Consider the following 26,026-nt stretch of genomic DNA (forward strand, 5'->3'; position numbering starts at 1 on the left):
TTGCGTTCTACTGACGTGCCGTCGTGGATTACGTTACGCGACAGACGAAAGGCCGGTTCACGATTCGGTAGGAGGCGGGCGGCCGAGCCGTGCGCGGGCTTGCGGCGTCCTGTTGATTTGAGCGGTTTTCTATGCCTTTCTGTCCGGAATGCGAATGTGAATACGCCACAGGCGTAAAAAAATGCCCAATCTGCGCGACATCCCTGGTCGACGCGCTGAATGAGGAGTCGACGTGGGTTTGCGATGACTGCAAAACGGAGATCCCGGCCGACGCGCCGTCCTGCCCGGTCTGCGGGACGGTATTCATCGACGATCTTCGCTGTCTGACCCATCCGGACGGACCCGCCCACGGACGGTGCGTCGTCTGCGGACAGCACGTGTGCGCGGACTGCGGGGTTCGCCGGCTGGGGCGGTATTTCTGTGAAAGACATGGATTGGAGGAAGAGCCCGCAGAGGAGGAGATTCTCTATCGGGCCGAAGACCGGGAGGCACTGAACTACCGGCGCTACCTCGCGCAGCAGGGCGTGGAGTGCCGGGTATTCTCGACCGATCAGGATACCGGCCTGCTCATCGGAAAGGTTCCGATCGAAGCAGCCAGGATCATCGTGCCTTCGAAACACCGGGAGCCGGCGCGGAAGTGGATGGCGTCACGATCCATCGACGACGGTCATGTCTTATTCCAGTGTGAACGCTGCAGCGCCTTGAACGGATTCGACACCGGCGGATGCGCCAACTGCGGCGGGTCCTGATGCTCCGATAGCGGGCAGGGGAATCTCATGGCATTTCCCGTACATCGGCTGCGGCGCCTGCGCCGAACCGAGAGTCTGCGCAGGATGGCCGGCGAGACCCGGCTTTCCGTGGACGACCTGATCTATCCCCTGTTCATCTGTCCGGGAGAAGGCGTCCGTTCCCCGGTGGATTCGATGCCCGGCGTGGACCGGCTGTCGGTGGACCTGGGCGTGGAGGTCTGCCGCGAAGTTTCCGATCTGGGCATCCCGGCCGTCATGCTCTTCGGTATTCCGGAGAGCAAGGACGCCTACGGTTCCGGCGCTTACGCGGACGACGGTATCGTCCAACGGGCCATACGGGCGATCAAGCAGGCGACGCCGGGACTCACCGTCATCGGCGACGTGTGCCTCTGCGAGTACACCGATCATGGACACTGCGGTGTCATTAAAGAAAATGACGTGGAGAACGACGCCACGCTTCGGCTGCTCGTCAGGACGGCGCTGTCGCAGGCAAACGCCGGCGCGGACCTGGTCGCGCCATCGGACATGATGGACGGCCGCGTGGGTGCGATACGGGAGGGCCTCGACGGCGGGCGCCTCACGCATATCCCGATCATGGCCTATTCCGCCAAGTACGCTTCGGCCTATTACGGGCCCTTTCGCGACGCCGCGGACTCGGTCCCGCAATTCGGCGACCGCCGTTCCTACCAGATGGACCCGGCGAATTCCAACGAGGCGCTTCGGGAAGTGGAGCTGGATCTTGAAGAGGGCGCCGATATCGTCATGGTCAAGCCGGCCCTGGCCTATCTCGACGTGATACAAAGGGTGAAATCGACCTTTGAGGTGCCGGTGGCCGCCTACAACGTGAGCGGGGAATACGCCATGATCAAGGCGGCGGGACAGATGGGATGGATCGATGAAGAACGGATCGTCCTGGAGTCGCTGACCGCCATAAAACGCGCCGGCGCCGACATGATCCTCACCTATTTCGCCCGGGATGTCGCGCGTGCGCTTTGAGCAGACGCTGAGCAGACGCGGAAATCCCGCCTCCGCACGCGCCGATTACCCGAAGGCCGGGCGGCGAACGTGTCACGACGCGTAACAGGAAACCGACATGGAACAAGGTGCATGAACCGTTCCCGATCCAGTACCCTCTTCGACCAGGCCCTGCGATCCATGCCCGGCGGGGTGAACAGCCCGGTGCGCAATTTCGGACGGGTCGGAGGCCGTCCCGTCTTCATGGACCGGGGCGCGGGTTCGAAAGTCTACGACGTGGACGGCAACGAGTACATCGACTACCTGGGTTCCTGGGGCCCGCTGATCCTGGGCCACGGAAACCCCGCCGTGGTCGAAGCCCTGAAGAAGGCCTGTGAACGGGGCACGAGTTTCGGCACGCCCACCGAAGCCGAGATCAGGCTGGCGGAACTGGTCAAGACCGCCTTTCCATCCATCGAACTGATTCGCATGGTCAACTCCGGCACGGAAGCGGCCATGAGCGCCCTGCGCGCGGCCCGCGGATACACGGGACGCGACCTGGCGGTCAAGTTCGAGGCGGGATACCACGGCCACGGAGACAGCTTTCTCATCCAGGCCGGATCGGGCGCCGCGACGTTCGGCATCCCCGACAGCCCCGGCGTGCCCGCGGACCTGGCGAAGATGACCATCAACCTGCCGTACAACGACAGCGGGGCCGTCCGGCGCACCCTGTCGGAGCGGGGCGAAGACATCGCCTGCGTGATCGTGGAGCCCGTCGCCGGCAACATGGGCATGATCCCGCCCGCCGAAGGCTTTCTCGAAACCATCCGCGAAGAGACGGAGAAGCGGGGGATCATCCTGATTTTCGACGAGATCATCACGGGATTCAGGATCGCCTTCGGCGGCGCGCAGGAACGATTCGGCATCTCGGCCGACATGACCTGCCTGGGCAAGATCATCGGTGGAGGGCTTCCCGTCGGCGCCTATGGCGGGCGCAGGGAAATCATGGAAACCGTGGCGCCCGTCGGCGCGGTTTACCAGGCCGGCACGCTTTCGGGCAACCCGCTGGCCATGACCGCGGGGTATGAAACGGTGCGCCAGCTTCAGGAGCCCGGGGTCTACGAACGGCTCGAAAACCTGGCTTCCCGGCTTGGCGACGGCCTCCGCGCCGCGGCGGCAGAGGCGCGCGTCTCCGCGTACCTGACGCGGGTAGGGTCCATGATGTGTACCTTCTTCACCGACCAACCTGTCGCCGATTTCGATTCCGCTTCCACTTCCGACGCGGATACATACGGGCGGTACTTCTGGAACATGCTGGACCGGGGCGTCTACCTGGCGCCTTCGCGCCTTGAAACGGGCTTGGTGTCTCTGGCCCACACCGAAGACGACATCGACCGGACCCTCGAAGCAGCCCGGGAGAGCATGAGTATTTTAAAAATATAGACTATGCATATCCAGTGCATTAAGATCACTTGCGGAAGATGAACACAAACCGCTTTTCAGTCCTTATCCGAGAGGAGTCCAACGTGATTCGCCCATATAGCCGCGCGTTCGCCATGATCACGGCTTCCGTGTACTTCATGATCCTGGCAGGGTGCGGCGGCGGGGACAGCAGCCCGACGAGCCCCACGCCGTCCACACCGACGCCGCCACCGGCTCCACCGCCGGCGCCCGTGGCGACAGGCATCACCGTTACGCCTTCTTCGCACACCCTGGCGACGATCGGCGCGACGGTGCAACTGACGGCAACGGTGAGGGACCAGAACAACAACCCGATGTCCGGTCAGACCGTGACCTGGACGAGCGCAAACACGGCCGTGGCGACGGTCAGCGGCAATGGCCTGGTGACGGCGGTGAGCAACGGAACGTCCCAGATTACGGCGCATTCCGGCAACGCGTCGGGAACGGCGTCGATCACGGTGGCCGAGCCGGTGCCGACCCGGATTACGGTCGCGCCTTCGTCCCATACGCTGGAGGCGATTGGGTCGACCGTTCAACTAACGGCAACGGTACGGGATCAGCGGAACAACATCATGTCGGGCCAGTCCGTTACCTGGTCGAGTGGGGACGAAGCCGTGGCGACCGTGAGCGGGGCGGGCCTGGTGACGGCGGTCGGCAACGGCATGGTTGAGATTACGGCCAAGTCCGGCAGTCTGTCCGCCAGCGCGTCAATTACCGTTACGACCCCCGTGGCGACGAGCATCACAATCGAGCCCGCGTCACATACACTCGAAGCGATCGGCGCGACGGTACAGTTGATGGCTACCGTGCGGGATCAGAGCAACAACGTGATGACGGACGTGGCCGTGACGTGGTCGAGCAGTGACGAGACCGTTGCGACCGTAGACGACCAGGGACTGGTAACGGCCGTGGGCAACGGCATGGCGGAGATCACGGCCCAGGCCGGTGATGCCATGGGGACCGCAGCGATCATCGTTTCCCAGGTTCCGGCGAACATCAGCATCGAGGTTGACGCCGAAGCCACCACGTTGACCGAGATCGGCCAGACCCTGCAACTCATGGTTTCTGTCAGCGACGCGAATGATGAGGCCATTGCGGAGCCAGTCGTCTCGTGGATGAGCAGTGATGAAACCGTGGTTACCGTGGACGAGGATGGATTGGTAGAAGCGGTGGGCGACGGGACGGCTGAAATCACGGCCGCATCTGGCGACGTGTCCGATATGGTGAGCATAACGGTGATGGTGCCGGACCCGGAGATAGTATATGTCCCGTGGACCGGTGTGGGGGTCGCTCCCGGCCAGTTGATTTTCACGTTGCCAGGAACAAGCATTGGACTTCCGATAACTGGCTGTGCCAGTACATTATTGGGTGGCGAGTTGAAAGACCGTCCGGCTTTAGGTTTCACCATCACTGTCCATTACTCCATCTGGCAGCGAAGAACCGATTTGGACAGTCCATGGGTAGACATCGAGGAAACGCGGAAGACCTTTGATGCTTGCCCTTACAATCCCACAAAACCCGGCGAATATAGACTGGTTGGTGATATTACTATCGACGATGAACGAAGTTTCCGCGCCAGCGAAAACACGTTCGTGGTTCCCTGATCGCCGGGAACGTGTAACATAAGTTCTGAATCGTAACAGTTTCCAACATGCAACCTTCAAGGGGATCGGCGGGTCGAAACCGTAGATCCCCTTTTAAGCCTCGAGGATCGTGTTGCCTCAGTGAGGTCTGCTGTCATGTAGTCGTACGTCGCGGGGGGCATAACGGCCATGCTGAAAAACCACCTCGTCATCGTGCTGCGGCACCTGTTCGCCAACAAGGGCTACTTCTTCATCAACACGATGGGGTTGTCCATCGGCATCGCGAGTTGCCTCCTCATCTTCCTGTTCGTCCGGCATGAATGGTCGTACGATGCCTTTCACGAGAAGTCCGATCGGTTGTACCGGGTTGTCGCCGCGGGATTTGGCGCCGCCGATAACCCGTACACCACCGCGGCAACGCCCCTTCCGCTCGCCTCCGCACTGAAACAGCAGTATCCCGACGTGGTCCGGACCGTTCGCGTTCTGGATAGAGAACTGGAAATACGTATCGGTGAAGATCAGTACCGGAAGGAGGAAGCGCTGTTCTGCGACGCGTCCTTCCTCGAGATGTTCTCCTTTCCGATGATCGAAGGCGATCGATCCACGGCGCTGAACGACGTGAATTCCGCGGTGATCAGCCGGTTCGCCGCGGAGAAGTACTTTGGCGGGGACAGCCCGTTGGGAAGACAACTCCTCGCCGGAGGCGCGCTGTTAACCGTGGCCGGCGTCATGGAGAACGCTCCGGCCAATTCCAGTATCCAATTCGACCTGGTCATTCCCTTCGACAAAGCACCTGAAATAGATCCCCAGGTTGCTAACTCTATCGGGAAGTGGAATTATTCGTCCACATCCACCTTCGTCGAACTATCGGACCCGGAACAGACCGGATCGCTTCAAGAGCAACTGCCGGATTTCGTGAAGACACACTACCCCGCGTACATGTTGCCGCAACTGATCCTCCAGCCCATCACCGAGATGTACCTGGACCAGGAAGTGCGTTTCGGCCTAGGACCCACCAGCGATCCCAACCTGTCCTATATCCTGATCTGCACGGCGCTGCTCGTGCTCTTCATCGCCTGCGTAAACTTCATGAACCTGGCCGTCTGCCGCTCGTCTTCGCGGGCCAAGGAGGTAGGCCTGCGGAAGGTCTTCGGTGCGAAACAGGCCCAGGTCATGGGGCAGTACATGGGCGAGACCGCGGTCCAGTGCGGCTTCGCCCTGGTCCTGGGCGTCTTGTTGGCCCACCTGTTCCTGCCCATGTTCAACATGCTGGCGGGGAGAACGCTGGTCCTCGATTATCTCTCCAGCGGCTCCACGATCGTGGCGCTGCTGGTCCTGACCGGCCTGGTCGCCCTGGTGTCCGGCAGCTATCCTTCCCTGGTGCTCTCCCGTTTCAATCCCGTTGCCATCTTCAGGAAACAGGTCCAGATCGGCGGCCCCAACCTCTTCGTCCGGGGCCTCATGGTCGTGCAGTTCGGGTTGTCCGCCTTGCTCGTCGTTTCCATCCTCGTCATGACCCGGCAACTGGACTTCGTCCGGACCGGCGACACGGGATTCAACCCCGAAAACGTCGTCGTCATCGAACCCGGACCCGGTTCAGCCTATTACGAGGTCTTTCGCAACAGGATCGCCTCGTACGAAGAGGTCCTCCAGGTGGCCGGCGCATCCAACACCTTCGGTGCGGGAAGGGGCCTTGGGCAATCGGCGTATTCCAACGATGACGGCCAACTCGAGGCTTACATGTTCACCGTGGACTACGACTACGTGAACACCCTCCAGCTGCGCCTGGCCACCGGACGCGATTTCTCCTCAGAGTTCGGAGGCGACGAAACCGGGTCGTGCATCATCAACGAGGCGGCGGCACGGGAGATGGAGTGGGAAGATCCCGTGGGCCGCAAACTGCCCCATGGCTATACGGTGATCGGCGTGGTCAGGGACTACAACTTCCAGTCCAAGCACCAGGAAATCGAACCGGCGATTCTCTCTCTCGCATCGGAATCCATGGGTGAGATCACGAACCAGTTCAATTACATCCTGATCCGGATTGACGGCAGGAACGTGCCCGCCACGCTATCGTTGCTCGGGGACGCGTGGAGAGAAACCGTGCCCGAAGTACCCTTCGAATTCGCCTTCCTGGAGGACGATATCGCCAGGTACTACCAGGATGAGCACAACCTGGCGCGCATCTTCAGCTATTCAGCGGCCTTCGCCCTGCTGATCGCCTGCCTCGGTGTCTACGGACTCGTGTCGCTGGATGCCGCGCGCCGGACGCGAGAGGTCGGCATACGCAAGGTGATGGGCGCCGCGGCAGGCGATATCGTCACCCTGCTTTCAAGGCAGTTCGTCGTCCTCGTGGTGATCGGCAACGTCCTGGCCTGGCCGGCGGCCTGGTGGCTCATGAACGCGTGGCTGGCGGACTTCGCCTTCCGCACCGAAATCGATGCCGTCCCCTTCGTCCTGGCGGGACTGGTCGTAATGGCGACCGCTCTGCTTACCGTCAGCGTACATGCCTTCCGAAGCGCCATGCTCAATCCCGCGGACGCCCTGCGGCGCGAGTAGGCGGAAGCCGATTGACTGTTGCCGGGACTGCAAGTAGTTTAACGACATTCACGGTTTTATCGAACACATGACATGTACCATCGCAAAAAGGCCCACCCCCAAAGGGTTGATTGATCATGATCGCATACCGCGTCCTCCTGGTGGCGATCCTGTTGATCATTCCCCTGCGGGGTCCGCTCCCGGCACAATCCCCTGATACTGGCGAAATCTCCCAGGCAAGTCCGCGGACAGCCTTGGAAGCTGGGACGGCGCTTTTCCGTCAGGAGGCGTTCGAAGAAGCGCTGCCGTATTTCCAACAGGCCGTTCAGGCTGATGGGAGTTCGGCGCCCGCTCACTACTGGCTCGGCATGGCTCAGTATGAGTTGGGCGGCTACCGGGAGGCGTTGAGTTCGTTCAGGAGAGCGGCGCGCCAGGACAAGAGTTGGGCGGCGGGCCATATCGGCATGGGAAACACCTACCTCAAGCTGAAAAACAGAAAGCTGGATGCCCGCAACGCCCTGCGAACCGCGGTCCGCCTGGAACCGGACAACCCGGATGCGCAGTACTACCTGGGCATGTCCTTCATGAATGATAAAAAGGTGGATGCCATCGTGGGCAGCGACCGGGATGGCAGGACGTATTTCCTCGAGGCCGTGGCGCTGAATCCATCCCATCCGGACGCCTTCTATCAACTGGGCCGATGCTATGACAGTTTTCCAGAGCCGGAATACGGGAATGCGATGCATGCCTATTTCAACCAGTACAGGGTAAACCCTGAACACCGCCGGGCCTTCGAGCGATTTGCCAATGTATGTCTTCGTACCGAAGCGTTCGAAAAAGGCGCTGAACTTCTGGATCAGTTGGTCGAAGAAGCGGGAGACGCCGCAACAGACGAGGTCCGAAACCTGCAGTTCCAGTTCAGCCTGCTCTCTGATTCGACGGAACGGCAGTTCGATCGATTGCAGGAAGCCCTCGAGACCTATATATCGGGTCTTGATCCGGATGAGCAGGCGGTGTACCGGGACCTGAGCCATGTCGCGCCTCCCGATGAACTGGATGCCTGGATGGATGCGGAAGGACCGGAACGCGATGCGCTGTGGCAGGCCTTCTGGAACGCCCGGGATTCAAATCCGGCCACCGTCGAAAACGAACGCCTCGTAGAGCATTACCGTCGTGTAATATATGCCCTGTACCATTTTTCACAGGGACAGCACCCCTACGACCGCCGCGGCGAGATATACGTCCGTTACGGTGAACCGGAAAACCGCCGCGGCGACGTCTATATCGCAGATCGGAATGCCTATCAGGGGGCTACGTTTTCCGATGATGCGGCAGTGGATGCGGTCCGCGAGCAGAACGCCCGGTACGGTTATCAATTGCGTGTCGACAGCGGCTACTTGACGATAGTTCCGCCCGAAGAGATTACCGAGGAAGAAATTAACGAGGTTGGCGGATTGCTGGCCGACGGGATCGTCGCATCAAGATCGGACCTGGGAAGACAGGGGGAGAGAAAGTTGATGGGGCATGGATACGCCACCGAAAGCTGGGTATACGCCCGGTATGGCCTGGAACTGTTCTTCGTCGACCAGTTCGGCGGGGGGAGGTTCGATTACCCCTGGGGAAATCTCCTGACCAACCAGCAGGAAGCGGTTCGGCAGGAACGGTTCAGCCCCCGGCGGCTCGCCGAGGAACTGATCGCGAAAGCTCCCGAGGAATACCTTCACGACTTCGGCGGGGACCGGCTGGAGTACGCTTTCGACGCGGTAAGCTTCAGGTCGGATGACGGATACACGGAATTGGACCTGTCCTTCAGCATACCCGTCTGGCAGTTCGGTGACGTGTCAGACGGTAGAGGGACCAGGACCAGGCTCGAACACCAGGTCACCCTGCGCGATTCGGTCATGAGCCCGCAGCTCACGCACGAGTTCGATTTCGGTCCCTTCCACCGGCCGAAGCGAAAGATGGCTGAAAGCCATGTTAAAGTTCCTGTATATACCTTGCCCGCGAGTGTCGTAGCGCCGCCGGGAAGTTTCACGATGGCGGTCCAGGTGCGGGACGAGACGTCGCGGCGGATCGGGGTGTATCGCAAGCCGGTCACGCTGTCCGATTACAGCGGCGAGGAGCTGCTCATCAGCGATCTCAAGCTGGCCACCCTGATCGCGCCATCAGGGGTACAGGGTCCCTTTGTACGCAAGGGATTGAACATCACGCCCAACCCCGGACGGCTCTACATTAGGGGGAATCCCGTTTACGTTTACTACGAATTGTACAATCTGGCATTGGATCAGGATGGCAAGACCGCGTACGAGATCCTCTACGAAATCAGCCCCCTGGACGGCAATGGGCCGCGGGGCTGGTCGGCCCGCAGGCAAAGAGACATGCAGACGGTGATGATGGCTTTCTCGGGAGAAGGATACGCGACCGAGGACCGTGAGTACACGTCGTTGGATACCCGGGACCTGCCGGCGGGCGAATACGTGCTTACCGTCACGTTGACCGACCTGAATGCGGGAAGCACCGTATCCAAACCGGTCAACTTCCTGGTCATGGAACGGTAGTCGTCGAAAGGTCTTCCGCGGCACGCTCCGTCACTTCAGCCGTTCCGGGTTCAGGTCCTCCAGTTCCGGCACGACGAACCTCCCGTCCCTCCGGATCACTTCCCCGTCGAACTCGATGGTCCCGCCGCCGAATTCCGGCGTCTGGATCATGACCATGTCCCAGTGGACGGCGGACCGGTTGCCGTTGTCGGCCTCCTCGTAGGCCTGCCCGGGCGTGAAGTGGTAGGACCCGGCGATCTTCTCGTCGAAGAGGATGTCCAGCATGGGCGCGGTGATGTGGGGGTTGAAACCGATGGCGAATTCGCCGATGTAGCGCGCCCCCTCGTCGGTGTCGAAGATCTCGTTGAGCTTCTCGGTCCGGTTGCCCGTGGCCCCGGTGATCCTGCCCTCCTCGAACCTCAACTCCACGTCCGTGAACGTCACGCCGTGATAGAGCGTGGGCGTGTTGAACGTAATGACGCCGTTGACCGAATCTCGCACCGGCGCGGTAAAGCACTCGCCGTCGGGGATGTTGCGGTCGCCCGAGCATCCCACGGTGGGGATGTCCCGGATGCTGAAAGCCAGGTCAGTACCCGGACCCGTGAGCCGGACCCGGTCGGTGCGGTCCATGAGGTCCTTCAGCGGTGCGATGGCACGCTCCATCTTCCCGTAATCGAGGGTGCACACGTCGAAGAAGAAGTCCTCGAAGGCCTCGGTGCTCATGCCCGCCTGCTGCGCCATGGACGGGGTCGGCCACCGCAGCACCACCCACCGGGTCTTCGGCACCCGGATATCGAAGTGCACGGGCTTCATCCAGCGTTGCTCGTAGAGCCGCATGGCCTCGCCCGGCACGTCCGACATTTCCATCACGTTCCGGCTGCCGCGCAGGGCCATGTAGGCCTGCACCCGCTCCATGCGATGGGATTCATAGGCCCCGGCGGCTTCCATTGCGTCCTCGTCCCCGGCGTGAATCAGTTCCCGCATGACGCGCTGGTGCTTGATGGAGACCAGCGGCACGCCGCCCGCCTCCCGGATCGCCCGGATGAGCGAAACGACCATTTCATCGGGCACGTCGAAGGCCTCGATGAGCACCCGGTCCCCCGGCTGGATCTTCGTCGAATGACCGGTGAGCACATTCGCCAGGTCGCCGTATCGTGGGTCGCGCATGGGTTTCTGATCTCCGTGGGTTGAGTTCGGTCGTTTTACATGGGCAATGTCGGGCACGCGAGTAGCGGTCCATCGTTCTCGGTCGGGATCGTCGTCGCCCGCGCCATCGCTACTTTACGCATCGATCCGCCCCGGTCGCACGTCCACCGCCCCAGTGGACGATATCCTGACCAGCATGGCGTCTTCGGGTTCGAAGGTCAGGCGCACCATCCGCTCCCGGCCGTTGACGTGGAGGATCGCCTCCCGCTCGACCCGGCTGGTGGAACGCCAGCCATCGTAGGCCATGGGGTACCGGATGCGCTTCGTATCGGGATGGGCGAAGAAGACGTGGTAGTCGCCATCGACTCCCCGGCACCAGAACTCCGGCGCGTCCCGGCCGCTGACGAGCGGGGGATGGCGTAGCGCGGCGACCGGATCCGCCGTGACCGAGGGTTGGCTCATCAGTTCCCCCAGCCGATCCGCGTAATCCGCCGGCGGGCGGTGGCCCGGCGCGGCGGGCCGGTGCGGAAGGCAGATCCGGGCGCCCTCCCTGGCAAGGCGAAGCAGGGCCGAAAGGCCTTCGCCGTCTAGCCAGGCCACGTCCACGTAGATCATGGAAAACGCGGCCTCGCCGTACCGGACGCGCCCGTCCACCACCACCGCATTCGCCAGGAAGGGCGTCGAGATCCACAGGGGATGGTAGCCGAGCAGACCGGGCGGCCGTTCAACGGTCCGCAGCTCCCAGTAGTAGTTGGCGGCCGGTCCGCGCCGGTCCTCGGGCAGCATGTGGCGCATCCAGTGGTCTTCCAGCGGGAGGTATACCGCCACGTCCGTGTAGGTCCTGCCCTGCTTGACGAAGTCGGCGGCCTCCGTCAGGTAGGCGTTAAAGGCCGGAAGGCGGCCGGCGAACCCGCTGTCCGGACCGACGTGCGTGGTCGCGTAGAAGGTGTTGGACCCGCCCGGCGCGTTGTAGGGCATGCCGTGCCAGACGATGTGGTTGACGCCGTTGGCGAATACCGCGTCCGCCATGAGCTTCATGTCCTCCACCTTCTCCTCGCCGTGATGGGGCGACGGCGCGGGCCACGGCTCGTAGCCGTAGATACAGGTAAAGGTCTCGCAGGTCACGACGGGCCGCGCGCCCAGGGCCGCCGCCGAACCGGGGATGGCCGAGAAGAAGGTCTCGAACAGCAGGGCCTCGGATTCCGGGACGTCCACGAGCGCGAAGGCAGCCAGCAGGTCGGCCGGCGCCCCGTGGCACTGCACGCGGCTCACGGTGCCGAGACGGCGGCAGATGTCGGCGTAGGGCCTGAAGAAACCCTCGATCGCCGCTTCCGACAGGATCTTCCGGTAGTCGTACCGCACGTCGGGATGCTGGTCGATCGATACCTTGAAGGGTTCCAGTTCGTACCCGAAGCGATCCCGGAAGATCGGGTCCAGATGGGCGCTCCAGAGTCCCTCCGGGTACACCTCCCATGAATCGGAGAACAGCGCCGAAGTGGTGCCCCGCAGGGCCGGCTCCAACGCGCCGCCGACGTGGCCGGCGTACCGCTTCAGCGCGTCCGGGTCCAGGTGGTTCAGAATCCGGCCCCGGCCGTAATAGGACAGCTCCCACGACTTCTCCAGCCGCTGGTCCGAAGGTCCGTCGAATACCTGTCCCGCGTCCTCCTCTGGTACGATCGACCCGCCGAAGGGCCAGGAGGTGCTGAAGGTGAAGTCGCACCCGATGCCCAGCCGGTCCGCTTCCTCCTTAGCGCCGGCGACCAGGCCAGACCACGCCTCGCTCAGCCAGTGGGGTCCTTCCCCGGCCCCGGGCTGGGGATACATGAAGGCGATCTCCACCCCGCCGAACCCCTGGTCCCGCACCCATCGCAATTGGCTCTGGACGTCTTCTTCCCGGATGTCGTCGTAGAACCACCACCAGCGCGTGTAGGGACGGGAATCCGAAAAGGGCCGGTAGGTCCTGGTCAGTTCGTTCGACATGACGGCCCTTTCGACGTGACTGCGCTTTCGACAAGACTGCTGTTTCGACAAGACCGCTCCGATCATCGGCGATTTCGCCTTGCATAATCTATACCGGAATCCCGCGGGGAACACTATATTATCCCGAACCCGGACAGGCTGTTTTCCGTTCATTACAGGAGTTCACATGGAGACCATCGATTTCGCGCGTTCAACCTTTACTTTCCGGGTGGATTGCGAGAAGAAGCCGCCGAAGACCGTGACCCGGAAGGTGCCGTACTCCCTGAACAACGCCCGCATACCCATAGAGGCCGCCCTGATCGTGACCGCGAAAGACGGCGGATTCCGGGAAGAGTACGTCCTCGGAGTGAGTTGCAAGACCGAACAGGTCGGGGTGGAGCGGGATATCTGGCACATCCCCAACGCGGACTTCAAGCCCATCTTCTCGTCGGACACCTTCATGGCCATCAAGACCTACGAGGTGGCTGACCGGGGCGCCACGCTCTACCCGCCCACGCTGGGCGAGCAGCCCGAACGGCAGATCGTCGCCATCGAGGAGACCTTCGAGGACGTCCGGATCGACCTGTCCCGCATCGACGGCCGCGTCCTGGAGACGCCGCGGGCCATCGTGGAGGCCGTCCTCGGCAACGTTCCCCTGAACGCCCGGACGACCATCGGGAACGAGCGCTACGCCGCGGTGCTCGAGTACCCGGTCAAGACGATCAATGCCAACGAGCGGGACTGGATCTACCAGCCGGACACGGGTCCGGTGCTGCTGCCGGATCTGTCCCGCGACCCGGAAGAAATGATGGACGGGATCGAACTGGCCTTCGCGGCGTTCAATACACCGGACTGGGTGGAGTTCATCGTCCGGGTTCCCACGCCGGTCGCAGAGGGCGTCAACGTGTACCACTATGCGGAACCCGTGCGGATGGACTGCGTCAACGAAATGGTGGTGCCTCGGCACTGAGCGCGCTGGGCGCACTGAATGTGCCGAGCGCACGGAGTGTATTGAGTGCGCCGAGCGCACGGAGCGCATCAGGCACACCAAGCACACTGGGAGTAGGTCGGCGTAATGCGGTTTTCCTCGAACTTTTCTATCACCTGGCTGTTTTATTCCGGCATCCTGGTTTTGCTCGCCGCGTCGACGGTGACGTTCGCACAGGGGACGGCGCACGCGCAGGGCACAGCGTTTGCGCAGGGCTCGCGGGGCAATGTGTCCGGCGTCGCGGGAAGCCCCGGCGCGGATGAGGCCGAGGAAGAGGATCCCGTACAGCGCGTGCTGCGGGAGCGCGTCGATGAATACGGCCAGTCCGTTGGCATCGTCGCCGGCATCATCCGCGGCATCAACCGGTACGCGTATGCCCACGGAACGCTCAACCGCGGCACGATACGGCGCGTGAGCGCCATGACGGTTTTCGAGATCGGCCAGCTCAGCAGCCTGTACACGTCGGCCATGCTGTCCCTCATGGTCCAGCGGGGCGACGTGAGCCTGACCGATCGGGTGTCCGCCTATCTTCCGGAGACGATGACCGTCCCGAACACGCCCTCCGGACACCCCATCCTCATCGCGCACCTCGCCACCCACACCTCGGGCCTGCCCCGCCTGCCGGACAACCTGGTTTCGGATGATCCGGATGATCCGCTGAAGGGGTACTCGGTGGAGTTGATGTACGCATTCCTCGACCGGTACGCGGAAGCGCAGCGCGACGGGCACGAGTTCCCGTTCGATTTCGAAGATCCCGATGGCGAAGATCCCCTGAATCGGGATGACGAAGATCGTTCAGATTCGCCAGGCCGTTATGAACCGGACGCCCGCAACGATGTGTCAAGTCCCTTTGGGACGGAAGACCTCTACGCCTACTCCGATCTCGGCATGGGACTTCTGGGACACGTGCTCGAACAGGCCGCCGGCGAAACCTATGACAATCTGATCCGGGAATTGCTTGGCGATCCCCTCAAGCTGGCCAACACGGCCAACAAACCTACGCCGTCCATGCGGACGTACCTGGCGACCGGACACGACGACGCCCGCCGGCCCGCGCCCGCCTGGTCCGACACGACCCTCGTGGGCGGTACGGGGCTGCGGTCCAATCTCCTGGACATGATGACCCTGGTATCGGCGAGCATGGGGATCATCTACGCCCTGCCGGAGGACTTCACCGAAGACGATTCGACCCGCTACCACGCGTCCTTCGACAGTCTCATCGTGGCCCGGAATCCAGCGGACGAGGAAGGCGTCCAAACCGCGCTGGGCTGGAAGGTGCGCCAGGACGCGCGAGGCCGCGACATCCACTGGCTCAACGGCCGGACCAACGGGTTCTACGCCTTCGCCGCCTTCCTCAAGGAGTGGCGCAAGGGCGTCGTGGTCCTGTCCAACAGCTCGGCCAGCGTCGAGGACATCGGGTTCCACCTGCTGAGCGCCCGGAACCCCCTGGCGCCGCCCCCGAGGAAGGTCGTGCAAATGACCGAGGCCGCCTACGTGGCCTGCACGGGCACCTACGCCTTCTCCCCCGAATTCACCGTGGAAATCACCTACAGCGACGGCAGGCTCTTCGGCCAGCCGCCCGGCCAGCCCATGAGCGAGCTCATCCTCGAATCGTCAGGGGATTTCTACCTTGAAGAAGAGGACGCCCGGATCACCTTCGTCCCGGACGAAGAGGGAAACGTCGACCACTTCCTCTTTCTCCAGGACGGACAGACTCACCGGGCGGAAAAGGTGAGGTAGGGGAGGAGGCACACCATGACGTTGACGGGCGGCCACACCCAGATGATTCAATCCGAGAGGTGCGAACATGAGGCATAGATGGCCTGGCGTACCGGCACTGGCACCGTTGCTGGCCATGGCGATGGCACTCGTGACGGCTGTAGCGATGGCACTGGCGGTGGCCGCGTGCGGCAACGAAGATCCGACGGGGCCTGATCCGACGCCGATGCCGGAACCGAAACCCATCGTGCTCGGGACGGCCGTGGCGGAGACCGGTCGCCTCAGCACGCCCGGGTCGGAGGTCAGCCGCGGATATAGGCTTGCCGTCGAAATGCTGAACGAGCAGGGCGGCATCGGCGGGCGGAAGGTGCAGTTGGTGATTCACGATGATGGGAGCGACGCGGACGCGAGCGTTCGCCTCTATCAGGAGATGATCGCCTCGGATTCCATCACCGCCTTTCTGGGGCCCTACGGCAGCGGGATCACCGAACCCGTGATCGGCGTGACGGAACCGGCCGGCATCCCGCTCGTTTCCGCGGCGGCAGCGGCTCCCGAGATCTGGGCGAATCGAGGTCGGCAGTGGAGCGTACAGATGTCGAATCCGGGCCCGACTTATCTCGAGGGTTCCGTGGAACTGGCTGCGCAGGCCGGCGCGCGCACGGTGGCCCTGGTGTGGGAAGATACGGCCTTTCCTGCGGCGGTGGCCCAGGGTATTCGCGATGCGGCCCGGACCCGGGGGCTCGACCTCGTGATGGAGCAAGCCTACGCGCCGGGCGGCGCGGACCACGAGGCACTGGCGGCCATGGCGCGGGATGCGGGCGCCGATCTGTTCATCGGCGGAGGGTATTCCGACGACGCGATCGCGTTCGCAAGGGCGGTGACTGCTGTGCAATACAGTCCGCTCCTGACGTCCCTCCTCCTGGCGAGCGGAGCATCCTTCATAAACGAGGTGGGCACGGCCGGCCGTTGCGTCATCGGAAACGCGGCCTGGGATCCATCGATCCGCACGGAGGGGTATATCGCCACGAACGAGACCTTCGTAAGACGCTACGAAGCGGCCTACAACAAGATGCCGGACTACCAGGCCGCCGGTGGTTTCGGCGCCGTGGAACTCCTCGCGGAAGGCATAAACCGGGCCGCCACGCCCACCGGGGAAATCGACCGCGCGTCCATACGCGACTTTTTGTTCGCGACCTCCAAACTGACCGTACTGGGACCCTTTGGCGTCTATCCGCTGGGAGACGCCCAGGCCGGAGCTCAGCGCGATCTGAAGGGCATTCAGATCCAGTGGCAGGACGACGGGGCGGGCGGCCTGGTCAGTCGCATCGTACATCCGCCGGAGGTCAGTCAGTCGTCGTTGTGCTTCGCGCGCTGAATCTAATTTCCCTCGCCTTAGCAGATCTCCCGCCAACGGACGCCTTCGATCGACGCACGCAATCGCCTGCCCCCTTCGATCGACGCACATTTACACCGGACGCCTTCGAATGACGCCCGCTTTCGCCGGATCACATCATTTGCCAGTTCATACCAACCAGACAGGGGAGCGCCTACAATGCCTGCTTATGTCATCTCCATGATGTCCGTCCACGATCCCGATACCTACCGGAAATACACCGACCGGACGCCGCCCATCGTCAAGAAGCACGGGGGGAGGTTCCTGACGCGGGGCGAGGAAATCGCCTGTGTCGAGGGAAAGGATTACGACGGCCGGATGGTGATCCTGGAGTTTCCCAGCAAGGCGCACGCAGAGGCGTGGTACAACGATCCGGCCTACCAGGAGGCGATGAAGTTCCGCCAGGCCGCGTCGACGATGAACTATCTGTTGATTCAGGCGGGCGGCGAGAATACGCGTGATCCGGATCCGAAGCTGTGACGGGGCAATCGTGGGTGGTCGCTACAGGCGGGTAAGGTCACTTCTTACTACAGGGTTGCTCCGCAGAGACCCTCTTCCCTACGATCCTCTAGTACAAGGGTGATGGCCTCCGACAAACTCTCGCGGGCCTCTTCCTTGGTCGTCCCTTGACCATTTGCTTCCGGAATTTCGGGACAAAGGGCTATGAATAGGTTTTCGTCCCGTACGATAATCGCCCTGAACTTGTTTTTCATACAGGGTTTCCCCCGATTTCTCTATTTCATTTTAAAACGATACTCCTTGATGCAATAGGTATTCGTACTCAGCTCTGGTATAGACCAGGAGATCATTGGGAATCTCCTTGTTGATCTTCTAAATTCAGTGCTTCGTCGAAATTCTCTTGTGTACTCTCTCTTCGTAAGTCTGCGACATAACTTCAAATTCCAGTATAATCAGAAGGTCGACATCACTCTCCAGATGCTCTCTATCCAGCGCATGAGATCCAAAAAGTACAATCCGGTACGGGTCGAGTGACAGCAGACAGGTAACGATGCTATGCACAGTATTGGTTTGAGTCACTGTGATTCCCGGGAACGCTATACAGTTTGGTGGTCAGCATCCTATTGGCTATCCTGTCTTCATCCAAGTACTACCACATCAAATTCATGATCACTCGTCCAAATCCAAAAACTCGAGTTGTCCTCCCCGAAGTAGATCGTCTCGAGTACGTTCCACAGTTTTGCGTACGTTTTCGTCTGCTTGGTTGCGACCAGCTTTCAGAATAGCCTTTGCATCGTCAGACGGGATGTAGATCAGGCCCTCTTCCGGCATGGAACTGATCAACTTGGCGAAACAATCTACAACTTTCGCAGTATACTGGGGAATCATCTTACGTAGCGCCCTAGTATGCAGAGAAGCATGTCGGGGTTCACCGAATTTCGAATCAAGAACTTTGGGTACTTCTAGAATCCTTGAATAGGCATCCAATCTCCAATCGGCGTCCAGGCATTCGGCCTCCAGCCAAAAAGTGAACTCGCGGAGTTCTCTCGGTTCTCCTGTATTCAGGCGCCATTCGTAAAAGGTGTATACCTTATCCTTGAGCGTTTCGTCAAGTTGCTGTTTGCCTGTACTACGCAATCTACGACCCACATGGTCGAATAAAGTCGCCCACCGCTTAGATTCACTCGCGACTTGGCGATAGAATCGTTCCAGCAAACTACCAGTTCCCGTCATTGGAAACACGCCTTGTACGTAGTAGATAAACAGGTGTTCTCCTAGTGCATCGGGTACCTCTCGGCCGATTTTGGTCTGTTGACTCATGCCATCTACGTGGTTCAGAGCAAACTCGTAGTCGTCGCGAACGTATTCAAAGATCGGCATGTAGGGTCCATTTCCACACAGAAACTGTCCAAAGCCTGCCTGCCAAGCAGGTAGATTGTCTTTAGGGAAAAAGTCTGATATGTTCTTAACTGCCACAGATTCGTGCAGTTCGTAAATATGCGGGAAGTACTGACCTAGAAGGGCGTATTCTGGAATTGTCAATGGATGACCGACTTCCGAACTAAATCTTTGTTCGAGAATAGACTCAATTTCCTTAATCTCCGATTCTTGATCATTTCTGCGGATCCACCAGCCAAATTCGACCATACTTCTTAAAGCACGCCCCCGAATACTGTTTACCGCTTCATCGTAAGGTTCGTTTTCTAGCGTACGTCGGTCTAGGGCCCAGTCAAACTGTGTGCAGATTGCTTTAAGTAAACTGGCAAGTCCTTCCCTAGCTGAAATCGGGACATTGACTTCCTCCTTCAGACAGGTTTCGACGAAATCACTGACGGCGCGTCTTGAAGAATGCCAACTCAAATCTTCTCTCAATTGATCGGCGTAACGAATTGGAGTCTCAAGGTCTTTGTCCTGATGGGAAATCACCCACTGACAGAATTCGCACCATTGTCCAAGTCGTTCAATGTGCCCCTGTTCGATTTGCGCTTGTATCGCTTGAATCATGTGTTGGACAAAAATCGGCCGCTTGATCAGTATTCGTTTTTCACCTAACCAGAACGCGAGCTTGTTATCGTCCGGTATTATCGAACTGGTGAATACGGACTGAAACGCACAAGCCAAGGCTGGTACGTTGACTTTAATCGTCCAGTCATCCTTGTCCGAGTGTTCATCCTGCCATTCGTTTATGAACTCCAGCAAATCCTCATCTGAGAATGCTGATAGTTCTTCTGGGGACTTTGGACTTCGATAGGTAAACATACCGCCATCCGATGCACGAAATGACAAGTACGTGTCATCCGTAACATCGTTTTCGGTCTCATCGTCGAGGAGACTCTGGTAGTAGGTGGCATACTTCCCGAATAGGCACGTAGAAAACGGTCTGAGTTGCAGTCGATGGTACTCCAACGTCCACCGTTCGTAGTCCGCTTCCCTAAACTGGTCTCCGACCCATTCACGATATGCTTCCCTTTCAGGTCCGCTGAGGATCAATTCGAAAATCCTGGTTCGTTCTTCTTCTGTGAGTAATGCGTCCCCGAAATGATCACAGGACAGATTAATCATCCGCTGTAATTCGTAAGGGTATCTCCAGTATTTCGCGTAATCACTGTAGCCAAGAATCAGTTCACGAATCCAAGGCTTTGTCTGATCATTTGGATATAGAGCGTACAGGTGTAGCCTGATCCGTTCGAATACGAGCCACCGTTGATTTCTTAAAACGCTGTCTAAGCATGCAATCGAGTCGTTTGATAGCTGAGCATAAACTCCTTTACAGGCATTGACCAACGTGTTTACAAGAGTTTCTTTTGACTCTGCGCTGTCTCGGCGTTGTTCTTCTAGTTTTGGACACCATATTTCTGAAGAGTCGTACCGTAACCCTCTTTCGAACTCGTCCTGATGGGATTCAAGGCTAATCATATTCGCTGTAGCATCAACCAACATACAGGCGACCTCAAAAGGCTTTTCCAATGCCAATGAACGAACCCCTATGTCCATGATTTGTTGATAGTTCCAGTCATCAAATTGGGGGGAAGGTTCAAGCAGTGAGTCTATTGACGCTATTTCATCATTCTGTTTGTTCGTCGAATGTCGCCTGCGCTTCTCTTCATCCCGAGGATCGGGGTGAAATTGGACGAGAATCTTTGCAAGTTCTAATGCAGCTTGCATTTGATTCTCGGAAGTCCAATGAACTAGTAGGTCTGCAAATTTGTGAGGTAAGAGATGGTATTGAAGACCGGCATAATTTGTTATTTTTGCTTTAAGTTGAACGGATTGTTCACCTTTAAGCATAAGGACTATGTCTAAAATGTCATCGTAGACTCTAGGATTGTCGGTCTGAGGAAGCTTGGCAACTATGTCGACTACTTCACCCGGTGCTTTTTCAGTAACATTCTTGAGGTATTGCAGTTCCGGCCACGGAGGATATTGGACGAAACCATCGGGCAAATGTCTTACACCCGGTGGGGACGTGAAAGAGTCACGCTCGAATAGCGGCTGAATCCAATGAGGGTTTTTTAACTGAGAGAAGAACTGTTGACGGTCGGTTTGTCTCTCAAACATCCCCAGCGTTCTGTCTACTAATTCATCTGTTGGTTTCTTCCAGGATTTCATTTAGGCTCCGTGCTCGACTATATGCGCTCGTTGCGGCAATATGTAGGAATTCTTCGAGAACCTTAAAACAATATTCAACTTTGGAAAAGGTTTCAGGAGGGAACTTCTTTTCGCGTAAGTGAGCACATTCTACGAAGAATCCCCTCGCTTCATTCCATTTTCTGAGATTAGTGATTCTGTCTATATCTGATTCTCCCAAAAACGTGTTTAAGAAGAATTCACCTTTCCCCTGACTCCTCTTACGTCCCCCCTCATGCTCCTTTATTAGCTTTGTAACCAATTCACATACATCGAATGGGATCATATGGCTTTTTTCATCATGTTGAGAGGAAGTAAGGCCTTTGCCACGCCATTCATCTTGCCACTTATTCTGTAGTCTATTCACCAAATCGACATACTGGACTTGCGGGTTCGTGATTCCGGCTACGGTTTGGGGTAATGAGTTTAGGATATCTCTACCGGTGTGCGATACAAAAGTCACGTATCCTGGTGCTTTCAGTTTTAGTAAACATACCGCACCTTTGTAAGCATCCGCATAAACCGGCAAGTGCAGAATGTCATTCATCCACGCGAATATCTGATGCTGATTTTCTTTTAGCATCAACGTCCCAAACGGTACTTGATGTCGTAATTGATGATGAAATCCAATTCCTCATCAGTGAAGTCATAATGTTGGGCAAGTATGCGATCGATTTCGTCTATTATCGGTTTAGATTTTCTTGGATAGTATTCGTCGTATTCGACTAACCCAGTCGCTTTGTATATTGCTTTCTTTCTCCCACTATGTCGCTTGTAATCCAACATTAGTCGTGTTGATTGAACTGAGAGGCTTTCAGTGATCTCGTGTACAAACTCCCGAACGCCGGCAGGAAAAGACATTATCTCATGTCGACCACAGTGATAACCCTCAAACATAGAATACCACCACCAGAAGTAAAGATTCGAATTCAGCACGGCCAACAAAGAGCGGTTTGCTTCCGATGTGTCTAATTGATACGGTTTATAATCTGCGGACTTTTTCTGGCCGTCCACCTCACTATAAAAATAGGGAACAAAATCAAGTGCCTTAACAAAGTTGTACGGAATACGATGGACATAGAATGAAGGGGACATAGTCGATTTTGTTCTATACATTACCAAGCTAAACTTGCTTAGTTTTTCCAATATCTCTTTCGCTGTTCTGTGCCCTAACTTTGGAATCAGATTACGCCTCTCGTCCCATAATGATGCGTGAAAAAGGAGAGTTGGGAAAAGTATGCTTCTTTCCTCAGGCTTCCACCGATTGTAACATGTTGTGAATATCCTAGATTCGTTAGTACATTCAGATAGCACGAGTATACAGAGTCGCTGTTTGGCGCCTTCGAATAACTTGCTTGGATAGACATCAAACGTGCTTAGAAATGTATCCCGTTTTTCGTTAATCAGTAGTTGCTGGAGCTTTTTCATTCTGGTTGTAGCCTGTAAGCTGAGCGGAACGATAAACCCGAATCTAGCCTGCTCATGCATAAGTTTGAGTGAGTTTTCGATACAGTAGGCGTAAATATTGCCACACTTTTGAGTCTGCATTCCATTTACTCGATAAACCTTTTTGATCTTGCTATACTCCACATACGGAGGATTCCCGATAATCACATCAAACCCCCCACCTTGAGTAATCCCAAAGAACTCAACGAACCAGTGAAAAGGCTGATGGCTATCTCGCCATTGGTCATATGCTTCTTGATCTTCGGTTTCTACACCGTATTCGCCTGCCAGATATCCGTCTAACTCCACGCGAAGATCATTTAGTCGTTCTCGAAGGATCAATTTCGTTTGTGCGAAATCGCTCGCGTTTAGTTCGTGCTGAGTCTGCATGCTCTGGAATCGCCGAAACGCTTCGTCTGCGTCTCCGGCGCGTGCTTCGATCTTCGGGATCTCTAACTGCTTGATCAGGTTGGACCCGAGTACCCTCTTAACCTCTTCCAGCGACGCAAATCCGACGAGCGTGTTGCCGGCGCGTATGTTGAAATCAACGTCCGGTAGCGGCTCAATCTGATCGTAGTTCTCCAACTGGGCGACAAGTTTCAGGAAGAGCCGCAACTTGCAAATCTCCACGGCTTCTTCCATGATGTCAACGCCATAGAGATTGTTGACGATGATGGACTTCAGGATGAAGTATGTTTCGTTCTCGTGGCTGGCCACCTCATCGAGCACTCTGCGGAAGTCGTTTAGGCTTTCAGGGTGGTGTTTTCTTTTCGAGGTTTTTTGGTCTTCGAGGAACTGCCGCATCGCATCCAGACAAGCGGAGTAAATGGGTTCCAAGATGTTGAGCGCAGCGAACAGGAAAGCTCCGGACCCACATGTTGGGTCAAGTACGGAAACCTTTGCAATACCCTCCCAAAACGCCCGGACCAACTCCGGTCCTTCGCTCCAACTGATTACGTCCTGCGTGAACTTCTCAATGTCCAGATTGTAGGTGATAAGGTCGTTGATTGAAGTGACTTCACCGCTTGCGAGTTTAGCACGGATTTCCTCATAACGTTCTCGTCTGGCGACATGCTCGCGCCAGGTCTCGGTGGGGAGGGCATATTGGGCAGGCGCAGCTTTGTTCCAGTTAACCCTTTTAGACACGTCTTCTAGGCCAGCGTCAATATCCGGTGGCAATTGACGTTTCTCGTCTAACGGTACGCCGTTATGGACGTCATATGTAGTCCCGTGACGCATGGCCTCATAGAAGTACCTGTCCGGCTCATCCTGTAACAAGCGCCATACACCGCGCCCGGGCGCGAAAAGCGATGGGCAGTGATTCTCTGCTTCGTCGAAGAGATAGGGCAGTATGGTATTGCGGCTGATGTACCCAGTGATGTCCTCTTTGGTATAGTAAGCGCCCATCTGCTTCTGGTTGATGTACTTCTCGAAGATGTAACCGAGCACGTCGGGGTTTATCTCGTTGTCATTATGCAGGGGCCGGTCGTCAAGGTGCCACTGATAGGCGTCGAAGAAATCAAATGTGCGTGTGAACGCTTCATCTGGGATCTCGATCTGCGGTTCGTCTCGTTCCAGGTCATGCACGTCGAAGAGACCACCGTTGAGATACGGGACGTTGCCGATCAACGCCGTTAGATCCGGTGAGCGGTTGGACTCGGGTTGACCGAGGCCTTCATGGAAGAGACGCAGAAGAAACTGTCGATAGAAACTGTGGAATTTGCCGTGGCCTTCCGCGTCTTGTACTGTGCTTAATTTGTTACGGAGATAGTCCGAGTCGCCGTCGAGGAATCCGCGCTTCTGGATGAAGTAGATGAACATCATCCGGTTCAGCATGATCGAAGCGTACCACTCACGGTCGGCCATCTCCAGGATGCCTTCGATGAATCGCAGGAAAGTCTGGTGTTCGGTCTTAAATCGGTCGTAGAATCTCTTAGTTACCCTCTCCACATCAAATGCGGCACGAACACGACCCGATACATCGACAATGGACAGATCTTCTTCCTCTTCAATACTAAAAACCAGACGCTCCAATTTCTGGATCAACGCTTCGCCTGACTGTTCTCGATTGTAGAGATGTGACCGGGATTGGCCCGGTTGCCCTGGCTCGCGTTTCACCCACTGCCAGCGTTGCGTGGAATGGTCCTGAGGTGTGTAGACTATTATATGTTCGCGTACGGCCTTAGTAACCTGCTTCTCGATCTTCTGACGAGTTGGATAGTCGGGTAATTCGACATCTGACGATGCCACCTGCTGATACGCGACCATGCCGCGTTTATGTGCGATGGCATCGAGACGATAAGCACGTTCATCTACCGTTACCTCCAGGTTCTCTCCACCATGATCCAACCTAGATCCTCAATGAAGAGTGGCTGTAGATCGAATTCCTCAAGACGTTCTCGAACCTGATCTCTGTTTATCTGTGTAGGCATAGATCTTTCCAGGAACACGCGTTGCGTGAAGAATCATGCAATCCCGTCGATTAACTCAACCTGATTGCAACGTTAGGAATCATATCAGACGACAACTTAATGTAGCACAATTTCGATAAACCTACGGTTGCAGAGACATAAAATGTTATTGACAACGAAAGAATCAATCCGTATTCTCTAACTAGTATAACTTGCTTACTATAATTCTCGTTATAAGAGAAATAAAGATGACAAATACTAGTATCGATAACAAACGATCATACCCGATTGGAAGACTAAGGCTTTCAACGGTATTACAAGACGCGAACGAAGTCATCGAAACCGAGGATGTGGTTAAGGCACTATCGGTGACACGTATCGAAGCCTCCAAGCTATTATCCAGATGGACAGGTCAAGGATGGTTGCGACGCGTAGGGCGTGGGGCGTACGTACCTGTTCCCTTGGATTTACTTGGCAACCGTTATGTTTTGGACGATCACTGGGTACTTGTGCCATCACTTTACGGATCATCCTACATTGGAGGATGGACCGCTGCGGAGTACTGGGACCTGACGGAACAATTGTTTAATGACACAGTCGTGATTACGTCGAATCCAGTTCGACGAAAGCAGCAGATTCGACACGGAGCGCGGTTTCTGTTGTTCCATGTTCACAAGCGCAAGGTGTTCGGCACTAAGACGGTTTGGCGAGGAAGCACAAGAGTGACCCTCTCGGACATTCACCGAACCATTATCGACATGTTGCATAATCCAAAGCTAGGTGGTGGCATACAACATGTGTCGGATTGCCTGGGTGAATACTTGAAGAAGCCCGAACGAAGTGATGAATCGCTGATTGCTTATGCTGAGAAACTGGGAAATGGAGCAGTAATGAAGCGCTTGGGCTTCTTGACAGAAAGGCTTTCCGGTCCATCACAACTCACGAAATGGTGTCAAGAACAAATGACCACAGGTAATGCAAGGCTTGATTCCGCGCTACAATGTACGCGTCTGGTTACAAGGTGGCGGCTGTGGATTCCACCAAGTTGGTAGGTAA

Annotated in this window: 17 protein-coding genes; 11 read left to right on the forward strand and 6 right to left on the reverse strand. The window is 57.5% G+C overall.

All coding sequences use genetic code 11. The features are described from left to right. The first annotated feature begins 131 nt into the window (after positions 1 to 131). The 6 genes from OXG98_18645 to OXG98_18670 all read left to right on the forward strand — a co-directional run bounded on the left by OXG98_18645 (position 132) and on the right by OXG98_18670 (position 9,843). Entirely contained in the window at positions 132 to 749 is a 618-nt protein-coding gene (locus OXG98_18645) for a hypothetical protein (GenBank protein MCY3774031.1), read from the forward strand. Positions 750 to 776: 27 nt separating this feature from the next. Next, positions 777 to 1,745: a porphobilinogen synthase gene (gene hemB / locus OXG98_18650; protein ID MCY3774032.1), complete on the forward strand. Its 969-nt coding sequence runs from the start codon at positions 777 to 779 to the stop codon at positions 1,743 to 1,745. A 111-nt stretch (positions 1,746 to 1,856) separates the two neighbouring features. Next, positions 1,857 to 3,146, forward strand: coding sequence for a glutamate-1-semialdehyde 2,1-aminomutase (hemL, locus tag OXG98_18655; GenBank protein ID MCY3774033.1), 1,290 nt, complete (start codon positions 1,857 to 1,859; stop codon positions 3,144 to 3,146). A gap of 83 nt (positions 3,147 to 3,229) precedes the next feature. Next, positions 3,230 to 4,768: an Ig-like domain-containing protein gene (locus OXG98_18660; protein MCY3774034.1), complete on the forward strand. Its 1,539-nt coding sequence runs from the start codon at positions 3,230 to 3,232 to the stop codon at positions 4,766 to 4,768. 168 nt (positions 4,769 to 4,936) lie between these two features. Beyond that, positions 4,937 to 7,306 carry an ABC transporter permease gene (locus OXG98_18665; protein MCY3774035.1) on the forward strand — a complete coding sequence of 790 codons (2,370 nt, stop codon included), beginning with the start codon at positions 4,937 to 4,939 and terminating at the stop codon, positions 7,304 to 7,306. 116 nt (positions 7,307 to 7,422) lie between these two features. Further along, positions 7,423 to 9,843, forward strand: a complete 2,421-nt coding sequence (locus tag OXG98_18670; GenBank protein MCY3774036.1) for a tetratricopeptide repeat protein — start codon at positions 7,423 to 7,425, stop codon at positions 9,841 to 9,843. 30 nt (positions 9,844 to 9,873) lie between these two features. On the opposite strand, the gene OXG98_18675 is transcribed toward OXG98_18670, so the two are convergent. Together OXG98_18675 and OXG98_18680 are read right to left on the reverse strand one after the other, a co-directional pair. Beyond that, positions 9,874 to 10,989, reverse strand: a complete 1,116-nt coding sequence (locus tag OXG98_18675; protein ID MCY3774037.1) for an aminopeptidase — start codon at positions 10,987 to 10,989, stop codon at positions 9,874 to 9,876. A 114-nt stretch (positions 10,990 to 11,103) separates the two neighbouring features. Further along, positions 11,104 to 12,948, reverse strand: a complete 1,845-nt coding sequence (locus OXG98_18680) for a glycosyl hydrolase (protein MCY3774038.1) — start codon at positions 12,946 to 12,948, stop codon at positions 11,104 to 11,106. A gap of 166 nt (positions 12,949 to 13,114) precedes the next feature. Here OXG98_18680 and OXG98_18685 point away from each other — a divergent pair, with 166 nt between their 5' ends. The 4 genes from OXG98_18685 (at position 13,115) to OXG98_18700 (ending at position 17,507) form a co-directional block, all read left to right on the forward strand. Continuing rightward, positions 13,115 to 13,897: a hypothetical protein gene (locus OXG98_18685; GenBank protein MCY3774039.1), complete on the forward strand. Its 783-nt coding sequence runs from the start codon at positions 13,115 to 13,117 to the stop codon at positions 13,895 to 13,897. Between the two features lie 105 nt (positions 13,898 to 14,002). Continuing rightward, positions 14,003 to 15,655 (forward strand): serine hydrolase, encoded by a 1,653-nt coding sequence (locus OXG98_18690; protein ID MCY3774040.1) that lies wholly within the window; start codon positions 14,003 to 14,005, stop codon positions 15,653 to 15,655. A gap of 67 nt (positions 15,656 to 15,722) precedes the next feature. Beyond that, positions 15,723 to 17,009, forward strand: a complete 1,287-nt coding sequence (locus tag OXG98_18695) for an amino acid ABC transporter substrate-binding protein (GenBank protein MCY3774041.1) — start codon at positions 15,723 to 15,725, stop codon at positions 17,007 to 17,009. A 177-nt stretch (positions 17,010 to 17,186) separates the two neighbouring features. Continuing rightward, on the forward strand, positions 17,187 to 17,507 hold the full coding sequence (locus OXG98_18700) for a DUF1330 domain-containing protein (protein MCY3774042.1): 321 nt from the start codon (positions 17,187 to 17,189) through the stop codon (positions 17,505 to 17,507). Between the two features lie 357 nt (positions 17,508 to 17,864). On the opposite strand, the gene OXG98_18705 is transcribed toward OXG98_18700, so the two are convergent. From OXG98_18705 to OXG98_18720, 4 genes are all read right to left on the reverse strand, one after another. Further along, a complete protein-coding gene (locus tag OXG98_18705; GenBank protein ID MCY3774043.1) occupies positions 17,865 to 18,047 on the reverse strand; it encodes a nucleotidyltransferase domain-containing protein in 183 nt (60 codons plus the stop codon). A gap of 108 nt (positions 18,048 to 18,155) precedes the next feature. After that, a complete protein-coding gene (locus OXG98_18710) occupies positions 18,156 to 21,095 on the reverse strand; it encodes a hypothetical protein (protein ID MCY3774044.1) in 2,940 nt (979 codons plus the stop codon). Next, a complete protein-coding gene (locus OXG98_18715) occupies positions 21,067 to 21,660 on the reverse strand; it encodes a hypothetical protein (GenBank protein MCY3774045.1) in 594 nt (197 codons plus the stop codon). The genes OXG98_18710 and OXG98_18715 overlap by 29 nt, the downstream gene beginning before the upstream one ends. A gap of 35 nt (positions 21,661 to 21,695) precedes the next feature. Continuing rightward, a complete protein-coding gene (locus tag OXG98_18720) occupies positions 21,696 to 24,908 on the reverse strand; it encodes an Eco57I restriction-modification methylase domain-containing protein (GenBank protein ID MCY3774046.1) in 3,213 nt (1,070 codons plus the stop codon). Positions 24,909 to 25,338: 430 nt separating this feature from the next. Here OXG98_18720 and OXG98_18725 point away from each other — a divergent pair, with 430 nt between their 5' ends. Then, entirely contained in the window at positions 25,339 to 26,022 is a 684-nt protein-coding gene (locus tag OXG98_18725; GenBank protein ID MCY3774047.1) for a hypothetical protein, read from the forward strand. Positions 26,023 to 26,026: the final 4 nt, after the last annotated feature.

The sequence above is a fragment of the Gemmatimonadota bacterium genome, assembly GCA_026706345.1.
Lineage (GTDB): Bacteria > JAAXHH01 > JAAXHH01 > JAAXHH01 > JAAXHH01 > JAAXHH01.